Annotated in this window: 21 protein-coding genes; 5 read left to right on the top strand and 16 right to left on the bottom strand. The window is 62.0% G+C overall.

The features are described 5' to 3' along the window. The 6 genes from AC0JZ4_RS09345 to AC0JZ4_RS09320 all read right to left on the bottom strand — a co-directional run bounded on the left by AC0JZ4_RS09345 (window position 1) and on the right by AC0JZ4_RS09320 (window position 7,361). Window positions 1-2,196, bottom strand: a complete 2,196-nt coding sequence (locus AC0JZ4_RS09345) for an EAL domain-containing protein (protein ID WP_471886109.1) — start codon at window positions 2,194-2,196, stop codon at window positions 1-3. Window positions 2,197-2,305: 109 nt separating this feature from the next. After that, window positions 2,306-3,082 carry a MetQ/NlpA family ABC transporter substrate-binding protein gene (locus AC0JZ4_RS09340; protein WP_471886108.1) on the bottom strand — a complete coding sequence of 259 codons (777 nt, stop codon included), beginning with the start codon at window positions 3,080-3,082 and terminating at the stop codon, window positions 2,306-2,308. Between the two features lie 87 nt (window positions 3,083-3,169). Then, a complete protein-coding gene (locus tag AC0JZ4_RS09335) occupies window positions 3,170-3,949 on the bottom strand; it encodes a MetQ/NlpA family ABC transporter substrate-binding protein (protein ID WP_471886107.1) in 780 nt (259 codons plus the stop codon). Between the two features lie 22 nt (window positions 3,950-3,971). Continuing rightward, window positions 3,972-4,640 carry a methionine ABC transporter permease gene (locus AC0JZ4_RS09330; protein ID WP_471886106.1) on the bottom strand — a complete coding sequence of 223 codons (669 nt, stop codon included), beginning with the start codon at window positions 4,638-4,640 and terminating at the stop codon, window positions 3,972-3,974. Next, window positions 4,630-5,736, bottom strand: a complete 1,107-nt coding sequence (locus AC0JZ4_RS09325; RefSeq protein WP_471886105.1) for a methionine ABC transporter ATP-binding protein — start codon at window positions 5,734-5,736, stop codon at window positions 4,630-4,632. The genes AC0JZ4_RS09330 and AC0JZ4_RS09325 overlap by 11 nt, the downstream gene beginning before the upstream one ends. A 239-nt stretch (window positions 5,737-5,975) precedes the next feature. Further along, on the bottom strand, window positions 5,976-7,361 hold the full coding sequence (locus AC0JZ4_RS09320) for a GH1 family beta-glucosidase (protein ID WP_471886104.1): 1,386 nt from the start codon (window positions 7,359-7,361) through the stop codon (window positions 5,976-5,978). Between the two features lie 443 nt (window positions 7,362-7,804). Between AC0JZ4_RS09320 and AC0JZ4_RS09315 the strand changes: the two genes are divergently transcribed. The 5 genes from AC0JZ4_RS09315 to AC0JZ4_RS09295 all read left to right on the top strand — a co-directional run bounded on the left by AC0JZ4_RS09315 (window position 7,805) and on the right by AC0JZ4_RS09295 (window position 13,220). Continuing rightward, window positions 7,805-8,506 (top strand): gluconate 2-dehydrogenase subunit 3 family protein, encoded by a 702-nt coding sequence (locus AC0JZ4_RS09315; protein ID WP_471886103.1) that lies wholly within the window; start codon window positions 7,805-7,807, stop codon window positions 8,504-8,506. 7 nt (window positions 8,507-8,513) lie between these two features. Continuing rightward, window positions 8,514-10,283 (top strand): GMC family oxidoreductase, encoded by a 1,770-nt coding sequence (locus tag AC0JZ4_RS09310; protein WP_471886102.1) that lies wholly within the window; start codon window positions 8,514-8,516, stop codon window positions 10,281-10,283. 14 nt (window positions 10,284-10,297) lie between these two features. Beyond that, the gene (locus tag AC0JZ4_RS09305) at window positions 10,298-11,611 is read left to right on the top strand and encodes a c-type cytochrome (protein WP_471886101.1); all 1,314 of its coding nucleotides are present in this window, start codon (window positions 10,298-10,300) and stop codon (window positions 11,609-11,611) included. A gap of 217 nt (window positions 11,612-11,828) precedes the next feature. Beyond that, complete coding sequence (locus AC0JZ4_RS09300; RefSeq protein WP_471886100.1) at window positions 11,829-12,659, top strand: HD-GYP domain-containing protein; 831 nt, start codon at window positions 11,829-11,831, stop codon at window positions 12,657-12,659. 171 nt (window positions 12,660-12,830) lie between these two features. Then, window positions 12,831-13,220: a DoxX family protein gene (locus tag AC0JZ4_RS09295; RefSeq protein ID WP_471886099.1), complete on the top strand. Its 390-nt coding sequence runs from the start codon at window positions 12,831-12,833 to the stop codon at window positions 13,218-13,220. Window positions 13,221-13,293: 73 nt separating this feature from the next. Here the strand turns inward: AC0JZ4_RS09295 and AC0JZ4_RS09290 are convergent, their stop codons facing one another. The 10 genes from AC0JZ4_RS09290 to pqqA form a co-directional block, all read right to left on the bottom strand. Then, window positions 13,294-14,466 carry a Gfo/Idh/MocA family protein gene (locus AC0JZ4_RS09290; protein ID WP_471886098.1) on the bottom strand — a complete coding sequence of 391 codons (1,173 nt, stop codon included), beginning with the start codon at window positions 14,464-14,466 and terminating at the stop codon, window positions 13,294-13,296. Window positions 14,467-14,479: 13 nt separating this feature from the next. After that, window positions 14,480-15,532, bottom strand: coding sequence for a sugar phosphate isomerase/epimerase family protein (locus tag AC0JZ4_RS09285; RefSeq protein ID WP_471886097.1), 1,053 nt, complete (start codon window positions 15,530-15,532; stop codon window positions 14,480-14,482). A 192-nt stretch (window positions 15,533-15,724) separates the two neighbouring features. Continuing rightward, window positions 15,725-16,690: a substrate-binding domain-containing protein gene (locus AC0JZ4_RS09280; protein ID WP_471886096.1), complete on the bottom strand. Its 966-nt coding sequence runs from the start codon at window positions 16,688-16,690 to the stop codon at window positions 15,725-15,727. 102 nt (window positions 16,691-16,792) lie between these two features. After that, window positions 16,793-17,794: an ABC transporter permease gene (locus tag AC0JZ4_RS09275; RefSeq protein WP_471886095.1), complete on the bottom strand. Its 1,002-nt coding sequence runs from the start codon at window positions 17,792-17,794 to the stop codon at window positions 16,793-16,795. Next, window positions 17,791-19,320: a sugar ABC transporter ATP-binding protein gene (locus tag AC0JZ4_RS09270; protein WP_471886094.1), complete on the bottom strand. Its 1,530-nt coding sequence runs from the start codon at window positions 19,318-19,320 to the stop codon at window positions 17,791-17,793. Before AC0JZ4_RS09270 ends, AC0JZ4_RS09275 begins: the two co-directional genes overlap by 4 nt. Window positions 19,321-19,514: 194 nt before the next feature. Further along, a complete protein-coding gene (gene pqqE, locus AC0JZ4_RS09265; RefSeq protein ID WP_471887846.1) occupies window positions 19,515-20,594 on the bottom strand; it encodes a pyrroloquinoline quinone biosynthesis protein PqqE in 1,080 nt (359 codons plus the stop codon). A 62-nt stretch (window positions 20,595-20,656) separates the two neighbouring features. Further along, window positions 20,657-20,956 (bottom strand): pyrroloquinoline quinone biosynthesis peptide chaperone PqqD, encoded by a 300-nt coding sequence (gene pqqD, locus AC0JZ4_RS09260; protein WP_471886093.1) that lies wholly within the window; start codon window positions 20,954-20,956, stop codon window positions 20,657-20,659. Further along, window positions 20,953-21,756 carry a pyrroloquinoline-quinone synthase PqqC gene (gene pqqC, locus AC0JZ4_RS09255; RefSeq protein ID WP_471886092.1) on the bottom strand — a complete coding sequence of 268 codons (804 nt, stop codon included), beginning with the start codon at window positions 21,754-21,756 and terminating at the stop codon, window positions 20,953-20,955. Before pqqC ends, pqqD begins: the two co-directional genes overlap by 4 nt. Next, complete coding sequence (pqqB, locus tag AC0JZ4_RS09250) at window positions 21,749-22,666, bottom strand: pyrroloquinoline quinone biosynthesis protein PqqB (RefSeq protein WP_471886091.1); 918 nt, start codon at window positions 22,664-22,666, stop codon at window positions 21,749-21,751. The genes pqqC and pqqB overlap by 8 nt, the downstream gene beginning before the upstream one ends. 20 nt (window positions 22,667-22,686) lie before the next feature. Then, window positions 22,687-22,782, bottom strand: coding sequence for a pyrroloquinoline quinone precursor peptide PqqA (gene pqqA / locus AC0JZ4_RS09245; RefSeq protein ID WP_062461193.1), 96 nt, complete (start codon window positions 22,780-22,782; stop codon window positions 22,687-22,689). Between the last annotated feature and the right edge of the window lie 199 nt (window positions 22,783-22,981).

The following is a 22,981-nucleotide window of genomic DNA, read 5'->3' as shown; positions in this document are numbered from 1 at the left end:
CTAACTGATGGAAACGCGGTAGCGCGTGCCTGAGCGGTAGATCGCCTCGATCTCCTCGGCCGGCATGGGTCGGCCGAACAGATAGCCCTGCAGGAGATCGCAACCGGCAATTCGCAACTGCATCGCCTGCGCATCGGTCTCCACGCCTTCCGCCGTCACCGGAATATCGAGCGAGCGGGCCAATGCCACCGTTGCCTGCAGCATGTCGGCCGCGCTGCGTCCATGCTCCAGCGCATCGACCAGCGACTTGTCGATCTTCATACGGTCGAAGCCGAACTGACGCAGATAGCCGACACTCGAAAATCCGGCACCGAAATCATCGAGCGCGATATGGACGCCGAGCCGGCGCAGCTCCGTCATCGAGGTTTTCGCCCTGTCGGCATTCTGGATGAAATAGCCTTCCGTCATTTCCAGCGTCACCATCGCCGGCACCGTCCCGGTCCGCTCCAGCACCGATGACACATGAAGCGGAAACGCCGGATCGCGGAACTGGCCGGGCGAGATATTGACCGAAAGCTTCAGCCCCGGCCACTGACGCACGGCGGTGCAGGCCCGGTGCAGCACGAAGAGGCCGAGCTGGTCGATCAGGCCGGAGCTCTCCGCAATCGGAATGAACACATCGGGGGATACCGGCCCGTGTCCCTTGCGGTTCCAGCGCGCCAAGGCCTCGATACCGACGAGCCGGCCGTCTTCCGCGGACACGACCGGCTGGTAGAGGACGACGATCTCGCGCCGTTCGATGGCCAGCCTGAGGTCGAGCTCCAGCCGGTTGCGCTCCTCGCGCTCGGCATCCATGCCCGGCGTGTAGGGCTCGTAACGCGAGCCGCCGCTTTCCTTTGCGCGGTACATGGCCATGTCGGCGCAACGTACCAGCTCCCCTCCGCAGATTGTGCCCTGCGGCGAGATTGCCACGCCGATGCTGGTGCCGATCATCGCCACCCGCTCGCCGATGACGAAGGGTTCATCGAAAAAGCCGAGAATGCGATCGGCAAGAACCGGCACGAACTTCTCCGGTGCAACAGCCAACGCCGCGATGGCGAACTCGTCGCCGCCCACCCGCGCCAGAACCGAACGCTCCCCGACCAGCATCTGCAGTCCGGCAGCAACGCTGCGGATCAGCGTATCGCCCGTTCCATGTCCATAGGCGTCGTTGACCTCCTTGAAACCGTCGAGGTCGAGATAGAGGACGGTGACGTCCTGTCCCTTTCGTTTTGCCTCCGCGACGAGATCGTCGAGCGCGGTGAAGAATCCACCGCGGTTCAAAAGCCCGCTCAGTCGATCCGTCATCGCCAGCTTTCGGGCGGCAGCCTCGTCCGCCTTCAGCCGGTTGACGGCATTCGATCCGGCCACCAGAAGCAGCAGAAAGAACAGCCCGACCATGGCGAGCGCACTGTAAACGAGCGGTCGCACCTGCAGATAGCTGACGTCACCGGGCTTGCGCGGCGCCCAGCCGATCGTGGCGAGCTGCCGGCCGTGCACGTTGCGGACGGAAACGGCATTCGAGGACGGCTCCGCTCCCTGAACGAGATGCAGGCCGCCGATCACGTAGGTTTCCGAAAGGGCCGCGACCTTGTCGTCATCGAGGTGGCGGGCGAAGACGAGATAGCGCCGCCTCTCCGGCGGCTGGTCGATCTCGCCGGATTTCTGACGGATGAGAGCCACACCGGCAGCGGCTATCCCCTTGGTCGTCCGGGTGAAGCCGACAGCTTCCGGCACGGCTTCAGACCCGACGGACCGGGCATTGTCGAAAAGCGTCCACAGCGAGGCATCGAAATAGTCGACCGGGTTCCACGTCACCGGCTGACCATCCTGATAGGCCATGATCACATGGCGCTCGGCATCCAGCACCAGCGCCACATCGAAAAGGTCGCTGTTGACGGTCATGTCGCCGAAATTGCTGACGACCCAGTCGTGCCCGTCCTCGGCATAGACGTTGGTCGCCGCATCGTCCCAGGCGGCATAATCGTTCAGCGTCGCATGCAGCTGGTCGCCGAACGTGCGGATCGCGCCGGCGGTCGTTGCACGCGACCGCTGTTCGTCAAGCGTGTTGGCGTGATCGGCGATCCGGTTGACGGCGGTCAGGATGAAAAGGGTGACGAGAAAGACGACGACGGCGAATACGCCGAGCATGAGTGTCACGGCGGACTTGCGCCCGACATTCACGGGCCGTCGAAGACGGAATGATAACAGCCCCATGGAACTCCTCACGAAACACCAATTCTATCGCGGGAATTCCTTCAAATACAGTTAAGGTTGTGCTCAAATATGGGGCATCGCAGGTTGCGATGCCCCAAATAATCTCACCTTACCAGGATGCGATGATCGCACCGTTATAGGTATCGGTGATGAACTTGCGGATGCTGTCGTCGTGGTAGGATTCGACCAGCGTCTTCGCCCAGGGCTGATCCTTGTCGGCGGAGCGGACGACGATGATGTTGGCGTAAGGCGACTGCTCGCCTTCGATCGCGATCGCGTCCTTCTTCGGGTTGAGGCCCGCTTCCATGGCATAATTGGTGTTGATGACGGCGGCATCGACGTCCTGCAGCGAGCGCGGCAGCTGGGCGGCGTCGAGTTCGGAGAACTGGATGTTCTTCGGGTTCTCGGTAATGTCGGCGACGGTCACCTTGATGCCGGCATCGTCCTTGAACTTGATCAGGCCCTTGGAGGCGAGAACCAGCAGCGCGCGGCCGCCATTGGTCGGATCGTTCGGGATCGCCACCGAAGCGCCGTCCGTCAGTTCCTCGAGGCTTTTGACCTTGCTGGAATAGACGCCCATCGGGGTGGTGATCGTCTTGCCGACGCTGACCAGATCGAACTTGCGATCCGTGATCTGGTTGTCGAGATAGGGCTGGTGCTGGAACGAGTTGGCCTGGATATCGCCGTCGTTGAGCGCCTGGTTCGGCACGACATAGTCGGAGAATTCGATGATCTCTATGTTGAGCCCCTTGGTCTTGGCGACCTCGGCGACCTTTTCCATGATGTTGGCATGCTCGCCCGGCGTGACGCCGACCTTGATGTCTTCGGCCAGTGCGGAACCGGCGGCAAGAGCTGCGATGGCGGCAGCGATAAGAAGTCTCTTCATGGGTGTTTCCTCAAGATTGTTTTTCGGTTCTTCCTGACGCCGCCGGCCGTCTTTGACGTTGATCGGCGGCGCAATTCTCAAGTTTGCTTACCAGGTGGGCGTGATCGCACCCTTGAACTGTTCCTCGATGAAGGCCTTCACCTCGTCGCTATGGTAGCTTTCGACGAAGGTCTTCACCCAGTCGGCATCCTTGTCGGCAGCCCGTACGGCGATGACGCCGACATAAGGTGCCTTGGTGCTTTCCTGGAAAATGCCGTCCGTCTTCGGGTTGAGGCCGGCGGCAAGCGCGTAGTTGGTGGTGATGGCGGCAAGATCGACGTCATCGAGCGAACGCGGCAGCTGGGCGGCATCGAGTTCGGTAATGGCGAGGTTCTTCGGGTTCTCGGTGATGTCGGCAACCGACGCCTTGACGCCGACGCCATCCTTCAGCGTGATCAGCTTCTGGTCAGCGAGCAGCAAGAGCGCGCGCGCGCCGTTGCTCGGATCGTTCGGGATGGCGACCGATGCGCCGTCCGCAAGCTCCGACAGCGCCTTGATCTTCTTCGAATAGCCGGCCATCGGGAAATTGACCGACTTCGCCACGCTGACGAGATCGAACTTGCGGTCGGCAACCTGGTTGTCGAGATAGGGCTGGTGCTGGAACGAATTGATATCGATATCGCCGTCCGACAGCGCCTGGTTGGGTACGACGTAATCGGAGAACTCGACGATCTCCAGCTCGAGCCCCTTCTTGGCGGCCACTTCCCTGACCTTTTCCACGAGCTGGGCGTGCGGGCCGGGCGTCACGCCGACCTTCTTCGTCTCGGCATGCGCCGCGCCGGTGGCGAACAGTGCGGCGAATGTTGCTGCGGCAATCAAAGTCTTCATGATCTTAACCCCTCAAAAAAAATCAGTTCTTGCGATTACGCTTGTCGAAGCGACGCGCCAGCGCATCGCCGATGCTTTGCACGACCTGCACCAGCACGATCAGAACGATGACGACGGCCGCCATGACTTCGGGCATGAAACGCTGGTAGCCGTAACGGATGCCGAGATCGCCGAGACCGCCGCCGCCGACGGCACCGACCATCGCCGAGTAACCGATCAGGCTGACCATGGTCATGGTGAGCGCCGCCATCAGCGCCGGCCGGGCTTCTGCGAGCAGCACCTTGAAGACGATCTGCGTCGGCGTCGCCCCCATGGCGCGCGCGGCCTCGATCAGCCCCTTGTCGATTTCGCGGATCGCCGCCTCCACAAGACGGGCGAAGAACGGAACGGTCGCGATCGTCAGCGGCACGACGGCGGCACTCGTGCCGATCGAGGTGCCGGCGATCAGCCGCGTGAACGGAATGATCGCCACGACGAGAATGATGAACGGCGTCGAGCGCGCGGCATTGACGATCAGCCCGACGATGCGGTTGACCATCGGCGCCGGAAACAGTTCGCCACGTCCGCTTGTGGCCAGGAAGATACCGATCGGCAGACCGATCAGTGAGCCGATCACACCGGCGATCGCCACCATCTGCAAGGTCTGCAGGAGCGCCCTGTAGAGCAGGGTAAAGAGCATATCAGGCGACATAGCCGAGCACCTCCGTGGAAAGGCCGGTTTCGGCATAGAATTTTTGCGCCCGTGCAAGCACGGCCGGATCGGCGGAATACGAGACGACAAGCGAACCGAAAGGCTCACCCCCGATCTCCTCGATCCCGCCGGCAAGGATGTTCACATCGGAACCAAGCTCGGCCACCAGACGTGCGGTCAGCGGCTGGAAGGCCGTCTCGCCGAAGAAGACGAGCCGCACCAGGGCGCGGTCGCCGGCGGACGGCGTGTGCTTCAGCCCCACCCGCAGCCATTCCGGCAGCGCCAGCGAGGATGCGAGCAGCGTGCGCGTCGTATCGTGCTTGGGGCTGGCATAAACGTCGAACGTACGCCCTGCTTCGACGATCCGCCCCTTGTCGATCACGGCGACGTCGGATGCGATCGTCTTGACCACCTCCATCTCGTGGGTGATCAGCAGCACGGTCAGGCCGAGTTCGGCATTGATGCGCTTCAAAAGTTCGAGAATCGACTGCGTCGTTTCCGGATCGAGCGCCGAGGTCGCCTCGTCGGAAAGCAGAAGCTTCGGATCGGTCGCAAGTGCACGGGCAATGCCGACGCGCTGCTTCTGGCCGCCGGAGAGTTCCGAGGGATAACGCCCTGCCTTGTCACCGAGGCCGACGAGATCGAGCAGCGGCCCGACCTTCGCCTTGATCGCCTTGGCATCGACGCCGGCAATCTCCAGCGGCAGCGCCACATTGTCGTAGGCGGTGCGCGAGGTGAGCAGATTGAAATGCTGGAAGATCATGCCGATCTGCCGGCGCAGGTCGCGCAGGCCACTTTCGGACAAGCCGCCAACCTCGATACCGTCGACCACAACCTTGCCGGACGTCGCCTTTTCAAGCCCGTTGACCAGTCGGATCAGCGTTGACTTGCCGGCACCGGAACGGCCGATAATACCCGTGATCGCGCCATGCGCGACGGTGAAGTCGATGCCGTCGAGCGCGGTGAAGGCCGGCTGGCCACCGTGCCCGCCAAAGCGTTTGGTCACACCTTCGAAGGAGACCATGGGAGAGGCCGCGGGCGCGGCATCCGTCCGGGCAGACGGTGCGGGAGAAGCCGCGGCATTGGGGATCGTCATTTTAAACTCGCAGTTCGTCAGGTCATTTCAGCGGCAGAAACGCCGCTCGTTCACGCACCCAGGCGGCACATTCGATGACAGGTGACATTCCGGAGCATTACGATCGACTTTCTCTGCAGGCCTCACGGCCCCGTTGATGGCAGATCAATGCCCCGGACATGCCGCAATTCCTAGGGATGTTTTTTCAATTATACGAGACGGAAGAAAAAATCTTCCCCGTCACTGGAAAATAGGGCGTTTCACCCGGTCTTGTGGCTGGTGGCATGATTGCCACCGGGAAACTGCGACGCCAGATCGCGATACCATTTCCCGCTTTTCTTGATCGTCCGCCGTTGCGTTTCATAGTCGACATGCACGAGGCCGAACCGCATCCGGTAGCCTTCCGCCCACTCGAAATTGTCCATCAGGCTCCAGGCGAAATAGCCCTTCATCGGGTAACCGTCGGATGCCAGATCCGCCACGACCGACAGGTGATCGACATAATAGTCGAGCCGCGGCTGGTCATCGACCTCGCCGCCGACCGGCTCCATGTTATAGGCCGCGCCGTTTTCCGTGACGTAGCAATCCGGCAGCTCGTAGCGGCGGTAGAGATCCTCGACGAGCGACTTCATCGCCGGAGAATACACCTCCCAGCCGATATCTGTCGTTACCTTGCTGACGGCCGGCGCACCCTGCATGGCGGGGAACATCGCACCCTCGGTCGGATCGTCCTTGACCCGCATCGGCGTGTAGTAGTTGAGGCCCCACCAGTCGAGCTTCTGGCTGATGATCGAAAGGTCACCCTCTTCCACCTTCGGCATCTGCGCCGCGAAGGCTTGCGTCAACGCGGCAGGATACTCGCCCTTGAACACGGGGCCGAAGAACGCGCCATTGTGGAAATCGAACGCCCGTTCGGCCGCTGCCGCATCGTCGGCACTGTCGGAACCGGCAATCACCGAATGCGCATTCAGCACCAGACCGACCGGCACTTTCGGCGTCACATGGCGGATCGCTTCCACGGCAAGCCCATGCGCCAGATTGGTCGTGTGCATGGCAGCCAGCGCCGCCTCGATATTGCGCTCGCCCGGCGCATGCACGCCGTAGAGATGCGAAAGCCAGACGGAGCACCATGGCTCGTTGAAGGTTGCCACGGCATCCAGCCGGTCGCCGAGCCGCGCCATCACCACCTTTGCATAGCGCTGGAACGCGTAGGCCGTCGAGCGTGCCGTCCAGCCGCCGTCGCCCATCAGCGCCAACGGCAGGTCCCAGTGATAGAGCGTCGCATAGGTCTTGATGCCGCGCGCCTTGCAGCCGTCCACAAGGCGGTCATAGAAGTCCAGCCCCTTCTCATTGATCCGCCCAGTCCCTTCCGGGATGATCCGCGGCCATGCGATGGAAAACCGGTAGGCTTCAACACCCATCACCTTGATCAGATCGAGATCCTCGTCCAGCCGGTGATAGTGATCGCAGGCAACATCGCCATTGTCGCGGTTGAAAACACGGCCGGGCATGTTGGAAAACGCATCCCAGATGGACGGCTTTCGGCCATCCTCCTTCGTCGCGCCCTCGATCTGGAAGGCGGCTGTTGCCACGCCGAAGAGAAAGTCACCGGGAAAACGTGCCGCGAAAGCCTTGGGATCGGTCATGCCAACTATCCTGTTCATCGGGGGAGCCAATCTGCGCTTGCGATTTAGCCAGTTCTGCCTCGCTTGCAAAGCAGTATTGGTATCGCAAACCTCTGCAAAACGTCTGACGAGACGCCCGCAGCGATGCTGGCATCCTGACGAAACCGGCGCACAAAAGCGTCCTTATGCCGCATCTCGACCACTCTCAATGATAGAAACGAAGAGATTTCGGTCGCAAAAATCGCAGATATACAACTCTATATGAATATGAGTTTTTCACTCATGAAGAATTTTCAGGAAAATATTTCCAACACAATGCACGACAATAGCAAAAATTAGTCATTCCTCCCTTGAAGCTGTCAAGCTGCGGCGTTAGAGCGCAGGTGTCAGATTGTCGCTCCCTTGTTTTTAGGGGCGCAAGCGGATGTCAGAGGCTGCGCACCGCAGCCACCAAGGAGAGGACAATGAGAGATCTTCCGGGCTTACCGTCCCGCAGAAGCTTTTTGAAAGCATCTGCCGCGACGGCTGCAGTCGCCGGCATTGTGGCCAATGCCAAAGCCGAACAGAAACCAGAACCGGTGGCGCTCACCGAATACAAGCCGGACTGTCTCAAGCCCAGCGAGTGGGCTTTCGTCATGGCAGCGGTGGCAAGGCTGATCCCGTCGGAGGGCGATGGCCCCGGCGCGATCGAGGCACGTGTTCCGGTGTTCATCGACAAGCAGCTCGCCGGCGAATATGGCCAAGCTGCCGACTGGTACATGCAGGGACCCCACGATGCGGCGGCAAGCCCGTTGCGCGGCTGGCAGACCCCGCTCAACCCGCTTGAAATCTACCAGCAGGCAATCCCCTTCTTCGACGACTGGTGCCGGACCACCCACGGCAAGATCTTCGCCGAGCTGGATGCACAGACGCAGGACGCGGCGCTGACTGCACTGCAGAAGGACGAGATGAAGATAGCGCCCGAATTGCGCGGCTTCTTCGGCATCCTGCTCGCCAATACCAAGGAAGGCTATTTTGCCGACCCGATGTACGGCGGCAACCACGGCATGCAGGCCTGGAACTATATCGGCTTCCCCGGCGCCCGAGGCTCCTACAAGGAATGGGTCGGCAAGCATAACGTCAAGTACCCGCTCGGCCCTGTCTCTATCTCCGGCGAAAGGGCTTAAAGCGACCATGGCACGCACTGAAAAGAAAAAAGACGTCGTCATCGTCGGCCTCGGCTGGACCGGCGCCATCGTCGGCATGGAACTGGCACAGGAAGGTGTCGAGATCGTCGCGCTGGAACGCGGTCACGATCAGGATACGGTTCCGAACTTCCAGTATCCGAACATGATCGACGAACTGAAATACGGCGTCCGCCTCGGCATGATGCAGAAGCCGAGAAACTCGACCGTCACCATCCGCCGCGACCAGAACGAAACGGCTCTGCCCTATCGCAGCCTCGGCTCGTTCCTGCCCGGCATCGGCGTTGGCGGCTCGGGCACGCACTGGAACGGCCTCAACTGGCGTCCGCAGCTGTCCGAATATCGCCTGCGCTCTTACGTGGAAGAGCGCTGGGGTTCCAGCATCATTCCGGAAGACATGCATCTCCAGGATTACCCGGTCACCTACGACGAACTCGAACCCTTCTTCGATCGGTTCGAGCATGTCGCCGGCATTTCCGGCATGGCCGGCAACGTCAAGGGCAAGATCATCGAGGGCGGCAACCCGTTCGAGGCACCGCGTTCGCGCGAGTATCCGATGCCGGCCATGCCGACCACCTGGGACGGCGCCAAGTTCGCCGAAGCGGCCAGGGCTGCCGGCTGCCATCCGTTCCCGAGCCCCGGCGGCATCGCGTCGAAAGCCTATGTCAACGAGTATGGCATGCAGATGGGCCCGTGCAACCATTGCGGCTTCTGCGAGCGTTACGGCTGCTACAACTATTCGAAGTCATCGCCGCAGACGGCCATCCTCGATGCCCTGAAGCGCAAGCCGAATTTCGAATACCGCACCGGCGCGGATGTTCTGCGCGTGGAGATGGCGGCTGACGGCAAGACTGCCACCGGCGTCACCTATTATGACGAAAAGACCGGCGAGGAAGTCTTCCAGCCGGCCGACCTCGTCATCCTCGCCGCCTACCAGCTGCACAATGTCCACCTGATGCTGCTCTCGGGCATCGGCCAGCCCTACGACCCGGCAACGGGCGAAGGCGTGACCGGCCGAAACTACGCCTACCAGATGAACGGCGGCTACACGCTGTTCTTCAAGGACGAGCACTTCAATCCGTTCATCGGCACCGGCGCAAACGGCATGTCGATCGACGACTTCGGCATGGACAATATCGACTTCGGTCGTGAGGGCTTCATCGGCGGTGCCTACTGGCGCTCCGGCCAGACCAACGGCCAGCCGATCCGCTCCATGTCGCTGCCCGCAGGCACCCCCACCTGGGGCGCCGAGTGGAAGCAGGCCGTCGGCGAATGGTACGGCCATTCGATGAACATCGGCTCGCACGGTTCGCACATGGCCTATCGCGGCAACTATCTCGACCTCGATCCGACCTACAAGGACCCGCGCGGCCGCCCGCTGATGCGCATGACCTTCAACTGGAACCCCAACGACATCCGCATGACCCAGTTCATGAAGTCGAAGATGGAACCGATCGCGAAGTCGATGAACCCGACCTCGATGCAGGAAGGCTTCAAGAAGGAAGGGGCGATGTACGACGTGCGCCCTTACCAGACGACCCACAATGTCGGCGGCTCCGTCATGGGTGCCGATCCGAAGACCTCCGCCGTCAACCGCTATCTGCAGGCGTGGGACAAGCACAACATCTTCGTGCTCGGCGCCGGCGCCTTCCCGCAGAACACCCAGTACAACCCGACCGGCATGGTCGGCGGTCTGGCCTATTGGGCAGCGCATGCCATCCGCACGGATTACCTGCGTAATCCGCGGCCGCTGGTGTGAGGAGGAGAACACCGATGAAAAAACTCATTCGCGTTCTCGGCACGCTCGTCGTTCTGGGCGTTGCAGCCCTTCTCGCCTTCATCTTCGTGCCGGTGCAGCGCACCGGCGCGGTCTCTGAACTTAGCGCCGACTTCAAGCCGGCGGAAGGTCAGGGCGAGTATGTCATGCGGGCGGGCGACTGCATGGCCTGCCACACCTCGGAGGGCGGCAAGCCCTTCGCCGGCGGCCGTGCGATCGCAAGCCCCATGGGCACGATCTGGACGACCAACATCACGCCCGACAAGGAAACCGGCATCGGCAACTGGACGCTCGACGATTTCCGCGCGTCGCTCTATGACGGCGTGACCCCGAACGGTACGCATCTCTATCCGGCCATGCCGTACGAGAACTACCGCAAGATGTCGGAAGAGGACATCGTCGCCCTCTACGACTACTTCATGAACGAGGTCGAGCCGGTCAACAACACGGTGGCCGCAACCGAACTCGCCTTCCCGTTCAACATGCGCTTCGGTCTGCGTGCCTGGAACTGGCTGGCGCTCAGCCACGAAGCCGGGTTCAAGCCGACGCAAGGGCAGGACGAAGCGTTCAACCGCGGCAAGTATCTCGTCGAGGGCGCTGGTCACTGTGCCGCCTGCCACAGCCCGCGTAACCTCTTCATGGCCCAGGGCGGCATCGACGACACGTCGAAGACCTTCCTGACCGGCGGCGAGGTCGATGGCTTCACCGCGCCGGATCTGCGCGGCCCGCAAAGCGCCTCGCAGGCCTGGACAACCGGCGAGATGGCCGCCTACCTGTCGACCGCCCGCAACGCCCATTCCACCGCCACCGGTGAAATGATGCTCGTCGTGCGTGACTCGCTGCAATACATGACGAAAGAGGACAACATGGCGATCGCCACGTACCTCAAGACGATCAGCGGCGGCGAGAAGACGGCGGACGCCCCTAAGGCCGAAGTCACCGAGACGGAAAAGATGCTGACGGAAGCCAAGGCGGACATGCCGCTCGGCCCCCGCCTCTATCTCGACAACTGCGGCGGCTGCCACTTCGTCAACGGCAAGGGTGCTGCGGAAATCTTCCCGGAACTCGACGGCAACTCGCTCGTCACCGCCAAGCTGCCGAAGGGCCTGATCAGCGTCATCCTCCACGGTGCCGAACTGCCGTCCACGGCAGAACGCCCGATGAAGGTGCGCATGCAGGGCTATGCCGACCGTCTGACCGACGAGGAAATCGCGACGCTCGCGACCTTCCTGCGCGAGGGTTGGACCAACAAGGCGCCGGCGGTCACCGCCGCCGAGGTCAAGGCCGTGCGCGACGCCGGTCACCATTGAAAATATCGCCCCGCCGTTCCTGACGGCGGGGCGCCTGCAATTGAAAGAAAACGTGATCGACGAATTAAGTATTTCTTTCTTTTTATATAGCGAAATACCCCTTGTATTTAGGGGCCTGCCTGTCGTGATCATTCGCATACCCAAGAGCCTTGCCCAGCCCGGACTGTTCATCGAGTCCGTGGAATGCCCGAGCCACGAGTTTTCGCGGCGCCGGTTCATGCTTGAATCCCAGGCCGACCTGAACGCGATCCTGCTTTCCTCCGCCGTCGATCTGATGGTCAGCCAGACGAAAAGCCGTATCGACATCGATGCGCTGTTGCGCCGCCTGAACGAGCTGAACGCGCAAACACCCGCCTTGCCCGCATCGCCGAAGGCCGAGATGATCGCCGCCCTCGACGATTCCATGAAGTCGATGCGCGACAGCCTTAAGGGCCTCTCCGCCGGGGCTCTGGACATGGAAAAGGCAGCGGCCGCAGCCACCGCGTCCCGCCGCAGCCTCGAAGCCGCCCCCCACCTGTTCCTCGAAGTCTCGCGACTGAAACGCAAGCACCTGGAAACCTATCTCCATTCCGTCGTCGTCGGCGGCCTGATGGGGCGCATGGCCGAAAACCTCGGCATGGACGACGACCTGGTGGAAGAGATCGGCACCGCCGGTATTCTCCACGACGTCGGCAAACTGCTGATCCCCACCGCCATCCTCAGCAAGCCCGGCAAGCTGGAAAAGGATGAGTGGCGGATCATCCGCAATCACCCCGTCCTAGGATATCAGCGCCTCAGGGAGCTGGGTAAGGCATCGCAGCTCATCCTCGATGTCTGCCGCCTTCACCATGAAGCGCTCGACGGCAGCGGATATCCGCTGCGGCTGAAGGGCGAGGCGATCAGCACGGCCGTGCGCATCTGCACCGTCTGCGACGTCTTCGATGCCTTGACCAGCGTGCGCGCTTACAAGAAGCGCTGGACGACCAGCGATGCGATTACCTGGATGTACGACCAGGACAACCTTTTCGATCGCAAGCTGGTGCTGCGCCTCGGCGCGCTTGTCGGCTAGGCTCGCGGCCGCCGATCCGCAACCGTGCTGCGGGGCCAATGCATGCGGCTGGCCGGATTTCGCCTATGGCAAATGACAATCGCATGAAGTTTGCGTGATCACGTTTATGTCAGTTGCAGAAGCCGATGAGGCAATGGAAGAGGCGTCTCTCTCAATTCCATGGAATTCATCATGCTGCAGACGATCGACCGCACTCAACCCTATCTCCTCAGCCTTCTGCGCGCCGTATCGGCCCTCGTGCTGTTCAGCTACGGCACCCAGAAGATCCTGCATTTCCCCGCAGCGCAGAGCGTTCCACCGGTCGGCTCGCTGCCATGGATCGCCGGCCTGTTCGAGCTCATCCTCGGCTTCTGCGTGTTGATCGGCTTCAAGACCCGCCCGGCCGCCTTCATCCTGTCGGGCCTGATGGCATTCGCCTATTTCATCGGCCATTTTCCGCGCGGCCTCTATCCGGCCCAGAACGGCGGCGTCGCCTCGATCCTGTTCTGCTTCATCTTCCTTTACATCTTCGCAGCTGGCCCAGGTCCGGTCAGCGTCGATGCCAAGCTGAAGGGCAAGTGATCGGCTGCGGATATCCCGCACGATCCGAACGATACGAAGACCCGGAGAAACCGTTCTCCGGGTCTTTTGCATCTCAGAGCCTGACCCAGGCGCCGTTCTTCTTCGACGAGGCGACGCAGGCCTCGACGAAGGCGACGCCTTTCAAGCCGTCATCGATGGTCGGATAATGCACCGCACCGTCGACCGCCTTGCCGGCCCTGTGCGCATGGATGGCGCGTGCCGCTTCCGTGTAGATCGTCGCAAACGCTTCGAGGTAACCTTCGGGATGCCCGCCCGGAATGCGGCTCACCCGCGCTGCCGCAGCGCCTGAACCGGCGCCATTGCGGGTGATCAACCGTTTCGGCTCGCCAAACGGCGTGAACCAGAGAAGGTTCGGGTTTTCCTGGCTCCATTCCAGCCCGCCCTTCTCGCCGTAGATGCGCAGCCTCAATCCGTTCTCGTTGCCCGGCGCGACCTGGCTGCACCACAGCATGCCCTTCGCCCCTTCGGAAAAGCGCAGCATGACATGCGCGTTGTCATCCAGCCGGCGGCCGGCAACAAAGCTGTCGAGATCGGCGGCGAGGCTTTCCAATGTAAGGCCGGTGACGAAGGACGCCAGATTATAGGCATGCGTGCCGATATCGCCGGTCGACCCGCCGGCCCCCGACTGGGCCGGATCGGTACGCCAGACCGCCTGCTTCGCGCCCGTCTGTTCGACAGCGTCCGTCAACCAGTCCTGCGCATATTCCACCTGCACCACGCGCAGGCGACCGAGATCGCCATCGGCGACCATCTCTCGTGCCTGCCGGATCATCGGATAGCCGGTATAGTTATGGGTGAGGATGAACAGCGCCTTGCTTTCGTCCGCCACCTTCTTGAGCTTCTTCGCGTCGGCAAGGTTCGAGGTCAGCGGCTTGTCGCAAATGACGTGGATGCCGCGTTTGAGGAACTCCCTCGCCGCCTCGTAATGCACATGGTTGGGCGTGACGATCGACACGGCCTCGATCCCGTCCTTCAACCGCGCCTCGCGGATCGCCATGTCCTTGAAAGAGCCGTAGATGCGATCCTCCTTAAGGCCCAGCTCGCGACCGGAAGCGAGCGCCTTTTCCGGCGTCGACGACAGCGCCCCGGCAACAAGCTCGAACTGGTCGTCGAGCCGTGCCGCGATGCGGTGAACAGCGCCGATGAACGCGCCCGAACCACCGCCCACCATGCCGAGTCTGATCCGTGGCTCGCGCGCCTCGCTCTTGGTACCTTCGATTGCCATGGATGATCTCCCCTTAAAGCCCCAGCATCCGCCTGTTCGCCGCCTCGTCCGTGCCGCCGGCGGCAAAGTCGTCGAAGGCATGCTCCGTCACGCGGATGATATGCGCCTTGACGAACTCGGCCCCTTCCCGCGCGCCGTCTTCCGGATGTTTCAGCGCGCATTCCCATTCGACAACGGCCCAGCCGTCGAAATCATTGGCCGCCATTTTCGAAAACACCGCGCCGAAATCCACCTGGCCGTCACCGAGTGAACGGAAGCGCCCCGCCCGCTCGACCCAGCCCTGGTAACCGCCATAGACGCCCTGCCGCCCGGTCGGATTGAACTCCGCGTCCTTGACGTGGAACATCTTGATCCGGTCTTTGTAGATGTCGATGTTGTCGAGATAATCGAGGCATTGCAGCACATAATGCGACGGATCGTAGAGCATGTTGGCCCGGCGATGGTTCTTCACCCGCTCCAGAAACATCTCGAACGTCACGCCGTCATGCAGATCCTCGCCCGGATGGATTTCGTAACAGATGTCGACGCCATTCTCTTCCGCATGGTCGAGGATCGGCGTCCAGCGTTTTGCCAGTTCATCGAAGGCGGCTTCGACAAGACCGGCCGGTCGCTGCGGCCATGGGTAGACATAAGGCCAGGCCAACGCCCCGGAAAAGGTCGCATGCGCATTGATGCCGAGATGTCTGGAGGCAGAAATCGCCATCTTCACCTGCTCGACCGCCCATGCCTGCCGCGCCTTGGGGTTGCCGCGCACTTGCGGCACGGCAAAGCCGTCGAACGCCTCGTCATAGGCGGGATGCACCGCGACCAGCTGCCCCTGAAGATGAGTGGAAAGCTCGGTCACCTCGACACCGTTCTCACGCGCCTTGCCGGCGAATTCATCGCAGTAATCCTTGGAGGTCGAAGCCTTGTCGAGGTCGATCAATTGGCTTGCCCAGGTCGGCACCTGCACGCCGACATACCCCTTGTCCGCCGCCCATCTGGTAATCCCGTCCCAGCTGTTGAACGGCGCCGCATCGCCCGCGAACTGGCCAAGAAAAATCCCCGGTCCCTTGATCGTCTTCATCAGATATCTCCGTATTGATCGGGCTGAAATGAACGGCTGCCCCTCATCCGCCTGCCGGCAGCGTCTCCCCGCAGGCGGGACGAAGGCCCCCGGCCGCGCCGTTTCCGTCAATCTCCAGACGCGAGCGGGCAACGTCCCTCTCCCCGCAAAACGGGGAAAGGGTCAGGGTAAGGAGCTAGCTAGACCGCAAGCTCAGAACGGCGAATCCGGGAAGTAGAAGCTCTCCGCATTGTCCTTGGTCACCAGCGTCGCGTCGAGAATGTATTCGCCGCTGACCGGGATCTGGTCGTAAAGACCGCCGGCGGTGAGCTGCATGGCGGTCGCCACCATGGCCGGCGGGTAGAGAACGTCGACCGGCATCATCTTGTCACCATCCATGACGCGCTTGATCATGTCCTTCGACCCCGCACCGCCGACGACATACTGGATGTCGCTGCGCTTGGCCTGCTCGATCGCCTCCAGCACGCCGACAGCCATGTCATCATCCTGGCACCAGACCACATCGATCTTCGGATACTTGGTGAGATAGTCCTGCATCACGCGAAACGCGTCGTCGCGACTCCAGTTGCCGTACTGGCGCTCCAGGATCTTCACCTTGGAACCCTCGATACCCTTGTCGAAACCGTCCTGGCGCTGCTGGTCGATCGGAATCGGCAGGCCGCGGATGATCACGACTTCCGCTTCCGGCGTCGTTTCGGCGATGTATTTTCCGGCCACTTCGCCCACCGCAGGGTTGTTGCCGGCCACATAGAGGTCGCGGATCGTGCTGTCATTGACCGAAGGCGCGCGGTCGACCAGCGCCACGAACTTGCCGTCGTCCTTCACCTGCTGGATGGCCGAAACCAGCTGATCCGGATCGGTCGGCAGGATGACGAGCGCATCGATGCCCTGCACGGCCAGGTCCTGCACGGCATTCGCCTGGCTCGCCGGATCGGCGGATGTCTTGACGATGACGTTGAGCCCCTTGTGCTCGGCCATCAGAAGCTTGGCGACGCGCTCGGCATGATAGACGACACCCGCCGTCCAGCCATGGTCGGCGGCCGGAATGGAAACACCGACGGTGAATGTCTTGCCTTCCTGCGCAAGGCCGATGCTCGGGGCCGCTGCAACCGATGCGGCAAGCCCGGCAAAGCCGAGACCGAATGTTCTTCTACGCATGTTCTCTCTCCCAAGGTTAAAGGGGTCACTCCTCCCGACCGGACCCGCCCCAGATGGCCCGGCGTATGCGTATGGGCACTTGATTTGCCGTGGTTGCCAGCCTCACTTCCGCATCAGCGACCGCTGCACCAGCATGGCGATGATGATGATCGCCCCCTGGATCGCGCCGATCAGGTATTCGCTGACGAAATTCGAAAGCAGCATGATGTTGCCGACTATCTCCAGGATGAAGGCACCGCAGATCGTGCCCCAGATACGCCCGACGCCGCCCCTGAGCGCCGTGCCGCCGACGACGACGGCGGTGATCGCCTGCAGTTCCCAGAGTATCCCGGTCGTCGCCGACGTGGAGCCGAGCCGCGGCACGTAGATCATCACCGCCACCGCGACGCACAGCCCCTGCACCACATAGGCGATGGTGCGCACCCGGTTGACGGAAATGCCGGAATAGCGCGCCACTTCCTCGTTGGAACCGACCGCGATCAGGTGCCGCCCGTAGCGCGTGCGGTAGAGCACGAAGGCGGCGATCGCGGCGGTGACGAAGATGACGATGATCGGGATCGGCACGCCGAACACGTCGCCGAAATAGACCGGCCGGTACAGCTGCTGCAATTCCCGGTCCCGAAGCGTGATCGAACCACCTTGGCTGAGCCAGGTCGTCAGCCCGCGATAGATGCCCATCGTGCCGAGCGTGGCGATGAAAGGCTCGATCCTTCCGACCGTGGTGATCAACCCGTTTGCAAGCCCGCAGGCAGCGCCGAGCGCCAGCGCGACGGCCATGCCGGCAATCAGCATCATCATCGGATCGCCGATTGCGCCGGAATTCATGAACAGGATCATCAGGCTCGCCACGAAGGCAACCATCGCCCCGACCGAAAGATCGAGACCGCCCGACGAGATCACATAGGTTGCCCCCAGCGCGATGATGGCGATGAAGGCGCTGCGGGTGATGACATTGGACAGGTTGGCAATGGAGACGAAATTGGGATTGGCGAAATAGCCGAGCACCAGCAGCAGCGCCAGCGCCACGAACGGCGCGATCGCCGCCATGTCCCAGTCCTTCGACGTCTTCGGTGCCTTGCCGGTATCGGGTGCCACGCTGCTCATGCCGCCTCCCCCGCTCCCGCACCGACACCCGTCGCAAGCTGCACGATTTCGTTTTCCGTCATGCGGTCTCCCTGAACCTCGCCGACGATGCGGCCGCCGCGCATCACCAGGATGCGGTCGCAAATGCCGATCAGTTCCGGCATTTCGGAGGAGACGACGATGATCGAGCGTCCCTCTGCGGCGAGTGCGGCGATGAATTTGTAGATCTGTTCCTTGTTGCCGATATCGATGCCGCGCGTCGGCTCGTCGATGATGACGACCTGCGGATCGAGCAGCATCATCTTGGCGAGCAGCAGCTTCTGCTGGTTGCCGCCGGAAAGCTGGCCGGCGAGGATGCTTTTCGTGCCGGTGCGGATGTCGAAATCACGGATCGCCGTATCGAGTGCTGCCTCCTCCCGCCTGGCGTCGATCTGCAGCCCGCGGATGAATTTGGAAAGCGAGGCGAGCGTCAGGTTGGTGCGCAGGTCTTTGGTAAGCAGCAGGCCCTTGCCCTTGCGATCCTCGGAGAGATAGGCAATGCCCGCCTTGAGGCTGGAATGGACATCGGGGAAGGCGACCGGATGGCCATTGAACGCGACTTTGCCCTTGCCCGGACGAAGCCCCACCAGCCCTTCCATCAGTTCGGTTCGACCGGCCCCGATCAGCCCGGCAAAGCCGAGGATCTCGCCCTTGCGCAGCGAAAAGCTCGCCTCGCGCGCATAGCCCGGCACATCGAAACCTTCGACGGCAAGCACCGTCTCGCGCACCTCTGCCGCGTGCCGGTCGGGATAGAGCTTTGCCACATCGCGGCCCACCATCAGCCGCGCCATGTCGGCCGGCTGCAGGTCCGATGCCGCATGCGATGCGACCAGCCGCCCGTCGCGCAGCACCGTCACCCGGTCGGCGATCTCCTTCACTTCCGGAAGGCGGTGGGAAATATACAGGACGCCGACGCCCTTGGCGCGGATATCCGTGATAACCTTCAGCAGAGCTTCGGTCTCATGCGGCGTAAGTGATGCCGTCGGTTCGTCGAAGATGACGACGCGATGCGGCACGAGCAGCACACGGGCGATCTGCACCAACTGCCGCTGGGCGATCGAAAGCCGCGAGACGATCGTGTCCGGGTCGATATCGGCGCCGAGATCGCGGATCGCCTTTAGCGCCCCCTCGTTCATCGCCCGGTCATCGACGGAAAGACCTTTTGTCAGCTCGCGGCCGAGATAGATGTTCTGCGCCACCGTCAGATCGGGAGCCAGCAATATCTCCTGATGCACCAGCACGATGCCGTGCCGTTCCGCATCCACTGGGCCCGAAAAGCTGACCTCACGCCCGTCGATTTCGATCTCGCCCCGCGTCGGCTGATGATTGCCGGCGAGGATCTTCATCAGCGTCGATTTGCCGGCACCATTTTCGCCGATGATCGCATGCACCTCTCCGGCGCGCACGGTCAGTGCAATATCCCTGAGCACCTCGACGATGCCGAAAGTCTTGGAAAGGCCGCGCGCATCAAGCAACGGCACAGCAGTTTGGTCGGAGGCGGCGATCATGCAGCCGTCCTCGCATCATTCAGCGTCGCAAAGCGGTCGTGGTCCGACACGCCCCCAACGCCTGCCTCCTCGCAAGCGATGTGGTGCACCTGAAAATCCTCCCTGTATTTTCAGGCTATCCAAGATTCTGAGGTACGTAAAGCAGTTTCAGCTAATGCGCGATCTTCACGTTTTCGGCACCGAATGCGCGAATATCAACGGCCGCGATAGACGAATTCCGGCGGCTCGGCACGGCTGTCGATTTCGGCCTGCTCCACCAGCAACTGCCGCATCGGCGAGCGGATGCAGACGGGATCGGTGGCGGATGCATCGCCGGCAAGCGCCATGGCCTGGCAGCGGCAACCGCCGAAGTCTATCGCCTTGCGGTCGCAGGAACGGCACAGTTCCGGCATCCAGCTGTCGCCGCGATAGGCGTTGAAGGCGGAACTGTCGTACCAGATATCGGTGAGCGACATATCGCGCACGGTCTCGAAATTCAGCGACGGGATGCTTTCGGCCGCATGGCAGGGCAGAACCTTGCCGGATGGCGTGACGTTGAGGCCGGTACGCCCCCAGCCACCCATGCAGGCTTTCGGATAGCTCGAGTGGTGATCGGCCGGCACATAGTCGATGACGATGATGCCTTCCAGCCGCTTGCGGGCCTCGTCGACAAAGGCGTTGGTCCTGAGCACCTGTTCCTTCGTCGGCATCAGCGCCTTGCGGTTCCGCTCCGCCCATCCGTGGAACTGCACGGTGGCGATCTCGATCCGGCGGGCACCGAGCTTGACGGCGAGATCCAGCATGTCGCCGATCTGGTCCATGTTCTGCTTGTGGCAGACGGCGTTGACGGTGAGCGGAATGCCGGCCGCATGGGTCCATTCGGCCACCGCGATCTTGCGGTCGTAGCCGCCCTTGTAGCCGCCCACCTTGTCGGCCAGCGCCGGGGTCGCGCCCTGGATCGACAGCTGCAAATGGTCGAGACCGGCTTCCGACAGTTCGGCGATCCGCTTTTCGGTCAGGCCGATGCCCGAGGTGATCAGGTTGGTATAGAGGCCCGCCTTGGCGGCAGCGACCGTCAGCTCCACCAGGTCGCGCCTGGCCGCCGGCTCGCCGCCGGAAAGATGCAGGTGCAGCACCCCGAGTGCCGCGGCCTGTTCGAAGACGGAAATCCATTCCTGCGTGGAAAGCTCGCTCTTGATGCCGTCCAGTTCCAGCGGGTTGGAACAGTAGGGACAGGCAAGCGGGCATCGATGTGTCAGCTCCGCGAGCATGGCGATGGGGGCCGGAATGCGGATGCGACCTGCAACCCCGTCCTTGTCCGTCCATGCGCTTGTCCGCGGAATGCTGACATGCTCGTTCACGACTTCAACTCCAGCATGCGGCGCTTGGAAAACTCGTCGACGAAGGCGATCACGTCGATGAGGATCTGCTCCTTCGGCGCCTCGAACTTTACCGAAAATTCCTGCGCGATCGTATCAAGATCGCGTTCCCCGTCGAGTGCATGAACGATCATCACGGCGATCTCGTCGAGCGCCAGCGCCCGCTCGGGTGCCAGAAGCACCGTCTGGCCACGCACGGGATCTTCCCGCAGGCGAACCCCGCGGGCAAGCTTGGCGATCGTCTGAGCCGTGACGGTTACCGCAGAAGGCTCGCTCATTCCGCCGCTCCCTTCATCTCATGTTTCAAGGCCGGCTGATCGAGATCGCCGATCACGCCTTCCTTGCCGTCCCAGCCGCCGGGCGGCAGAAGGGCCGGCGAAACATAGGCATTATGCAGCGCATCGAGCTGCGTCCACAGCACGTCTGCCTTGAAGGTAAGGGCGGCGGCGGCCGCATCCTGCTTCTCCAGTGTGTCGGCATGGTCGAGAACGTAATTGAGACCGAAGGCGACATCCACCGGCGCTTCGTTGAGGCGCTGGCGGAAATAGGAGAGCGCCGCGTCATTGGCGAACGCATAATGCTCGATAAGGCCGGCGATGCGGTTCTTGTGAATGGTCGGCGCAAAGAGTTCGGTCAGCGACGCGGCCACTGCATCCAGCATCGGCATATCGCGCACGAACCGCACATAGGCATCGCAGGCGAAGCGGGTTCCCGGCAGCACGCCGCGGTTGGAGGCGACATAATCCGGATCGAGACCGACCGCCTCGGCAAGCTTCAGCCAGCGACGGATGCCGCCGCCCTCTTCCACTCCACCGTCGTGGTCCTCGATGCGCTTGCGCCAGGCGCGGCGGATCGAGACGTCCTCGCAGCGCGACATGAAGGCCGCATCCTTCAGTGGAATACGGCTCTGGTAATAGAAGCGGTTGATAACCCAGGCGCGCACCTGCGTCATCGAGCACTGGCCACCATGCAACATGCCGTGGAAGGGATGCTTGTCATGGTAACGCGCATCGCCGATGGCGCGCAGCCGGGCTTCGAAATCGGTTCGGTTCTGGGCGGTGTTGCGAGCGTCAGACAAGGTCTATCTCCATTCCGTCGTGACCGACCTCGAAACCGGCGGCGGTGACGGCATCCCGTTCCGGGCCAACGCGCCAGATCGGGTTCGTATTGTTGATATGCACATAGACCATCCGGCCTATGTCGAGTTTTGACAGCGCGTCGAGGCTGCCGGCGCGCCCGGCGCCATCGCCGGTGATCGGCATATGCCCCATCCGCTGCCCGGTCTTGATGCCCGTGCCGACACGGACCATCTCGTCATCGGTAAACACCGTGCCGTCGAAGAAAACCAGGTCGGCGCCGCGAATGCGTTTGCCAAGCCAGTCCGGCAATGTTGCGCAGCCCGGAATATAGTAGGCGCGTTTGCCCTTTGCGACGAATTCGACGCCGATTGTCTGCTCGCCTTCAAGCCCGAGTTCGGGTTCACCTTCTTCAAGAAAAAGCGCAACCTTGCCAGGCACGGCAAAAATCCGCGCTTCAAGTCCGGGAAGCGGCGAGAAATCCTCATCGAGACTGATCGCGTGGCGCTTGACGAAGGCCGGGTCGAGCACCCTGAACACAGGGTTGGCGTCGATCACCTTGCCGATGGCCGCGGTGGAAAAAAGATCGAAGGCCTGCTTTTCGCGGATCGTCAGAAGTCCGCCGATATGATCGACATCGGCATTGGTAATGACGACGCTTTTGATCGGGCTGTGGCGAAGCGCCTTCGGATGAAGCTGCGGCGTCTGCTGGATCTGCTGGCGGATGTCGGGCGAGGCGTTGAAGATCGCCCATGTCTCACCATCGAGACTGACGGCGAGCGACGACTGCGTCTGCGGGAAAATTCCGGAAGAAGGATCGCGGGCGGCGGCGCAATTGGAACAATTGCAGTTCCATTGCGGCAATCCGCCGCCTGCGGCAGAGCCGAGCACGAGAAACCGGAGACCGGTCATCAATCCCGTGCCCTTCACGATTAGAACAGAACCGGCTCGCTGCCGTCTGCCGGTGCGTAACGGTTGATTTCCATGCCGCACGATACTTCAACAAACTTGGGTGCAGTCCACTTCATGCTCTTACTCCTTCTGTCGTTTCGGCCTTTTCGGCCATAGCCGCCTTACGCCTGATAACAGGGGGCATCAAGCCACTTGCCTCATCACGCGTGCAGCCCAGACATGCAATGAGCGAAGGTCGCAAATAGTTTCGCGCGAGTCTCAGCATTTCCGGGACATTTCGCCGCACCCATGCGACCGGAGCGTGCAGATGCAGGG

This window comes from [Rhizobium] kunmingense (assembly GCF_977018605.1).
The sequence above is the reverse complement of the archived record's forward strand: the minus strand, read 5'-3'. Positions and strand labels throughout refer to the sequence as shown.

Coding starts and splice junctions, on each gene's coding strand:
- AC0JZ4_RS09305 (WP_471886101.1), top strand. CDS start 10,298: ATGAAAAAACTCATTCGCGTTCTCGGCACGCTCGTCGTTCTGGGCGTT.
- AC0JZ4_RS09310 (WP_471886102.1), top strand. CDS start 8,514: ATGGCACGCACTGAAAAGAAAAAAGACGTCGTCATCGTCGGCCTCGGC.
- AC0JZ4_RS09300 (WP_471886100.1), top strand. CDS start 11,829: ATGCTTGAATCCCAGGCCGACCTGAACGCGATCCTGCTTTCCTCCGCC.
- AC0JZ4_RS09340 (WP_471886108.1), bottom strand. CDS start 3,082: ATGAAGAGACTTCTTATCGCTGCCGCCATCGCAGCTCTTGCCGCCGGT.
- AC0JZ4_RS09290 (WP_471886098.1), bottom strand. CDS start 14,466: ATGGCAATCGAAGGTACCAAGAGCGAGGCGCGCGAGCCACGGATCAGA.
- AC0JZ4_RS09295 (WP_471886099.1), top strand. CDS start 12,831: ATGCTGCAGACGATCGACCGCACTCAACCCTATCTCCTCAGCCTTCTG.
- AC0JZ4_RS09335 (WP_471886107.1), bottom strand. CDS start 3,949: ATGAAGACTTTGATTGCCGCAGCAACATTCGCCGCACTGTTCGCCACC.
- AC0JZ4_RS09325 (WP_471886105.1), bottom strand. CDS start 5,736: ATGACGATCCCCAATGCCGCGGCTTCTCCCGCACCGTCTGCCCGGACG.
- pqqA (WP_062461193.1), bottom strand. CDS start 22,782: ATGAAGTGGACTGCACCCAAGTTTGTTGAAGTATCGTGCGGCATGGAA.
- AC0JZ4_RS09315 (WP_471886103.1), top strand. CDS start 7,805: ATGAGAGATCTTCCGGGCTTACCGTCCCGCAGAAGCTTTTTGAAAGCA.
- AC0JZ4_RS09285 (WP_471886097.1), bottom strand. CDS start 15,532: ATGAAGACGATCAAGGGACCGGGGATTTTTCTTGGCCAGTTCGCGGGC.
- pqqB (WP_471886091.1), bottom strand. CDS start 22,666: ATGACCGGTCTCCGGTTTCTCGTGCTCGGCTCTGCCGCAGGCGGCGGA.
- AC0JZ4_RS09270 (WP_471886094.1), bottom strand. CDS start 19,320: ATGATCGCCGCCTCCGACCAAACTGCTGTGCCGTTGCTTGATGCGCGC.
- AC0JZ4_RS09330 (WP_471886106.1), bottom strand. CDS start 4,640: ATGTCGCCTGATATGCTCTTTACCCTGCTCTACAGGGCGCTCCTGCAG.
- pqqD (WP_471886093.1), bottom strand. CDS start 20,956: ATGAGCGAGCCTTCTGCGGTAACCGTCACGGCTCAGACGATCGCCAAG.
- AC0JZ4_RS09280 (WP_471886096.1), bottom strand. CDS start 16,690: ATGCGTAGAAGAACATTCGGTCTCGGCTTTGCCGGGCTTGCCGCATCG.
- AC0JZ4_RS09345 (WP_471886109.1), bottom strand. CDS start 2,196: ATGGGGCTGTTATCATTCCGTCTTCGACGGCCCGTGAATGTCGGGCGC.
- AC0JZ4_RS09275 (WP_471886095.1), bottom strand. CDS start 17,794: ATGAGCAGCGTGGCACCCGATACCGGCAAGGCACCGAAGACGTCGAAG.
- AC0JZ4_RS09320 (WP_471886104.1), bottom strand. CDS start 7,361: ATGACCGATCCCAAGGCTTTCGCGGCACGTTTTCCCGGTGACTTTCTC.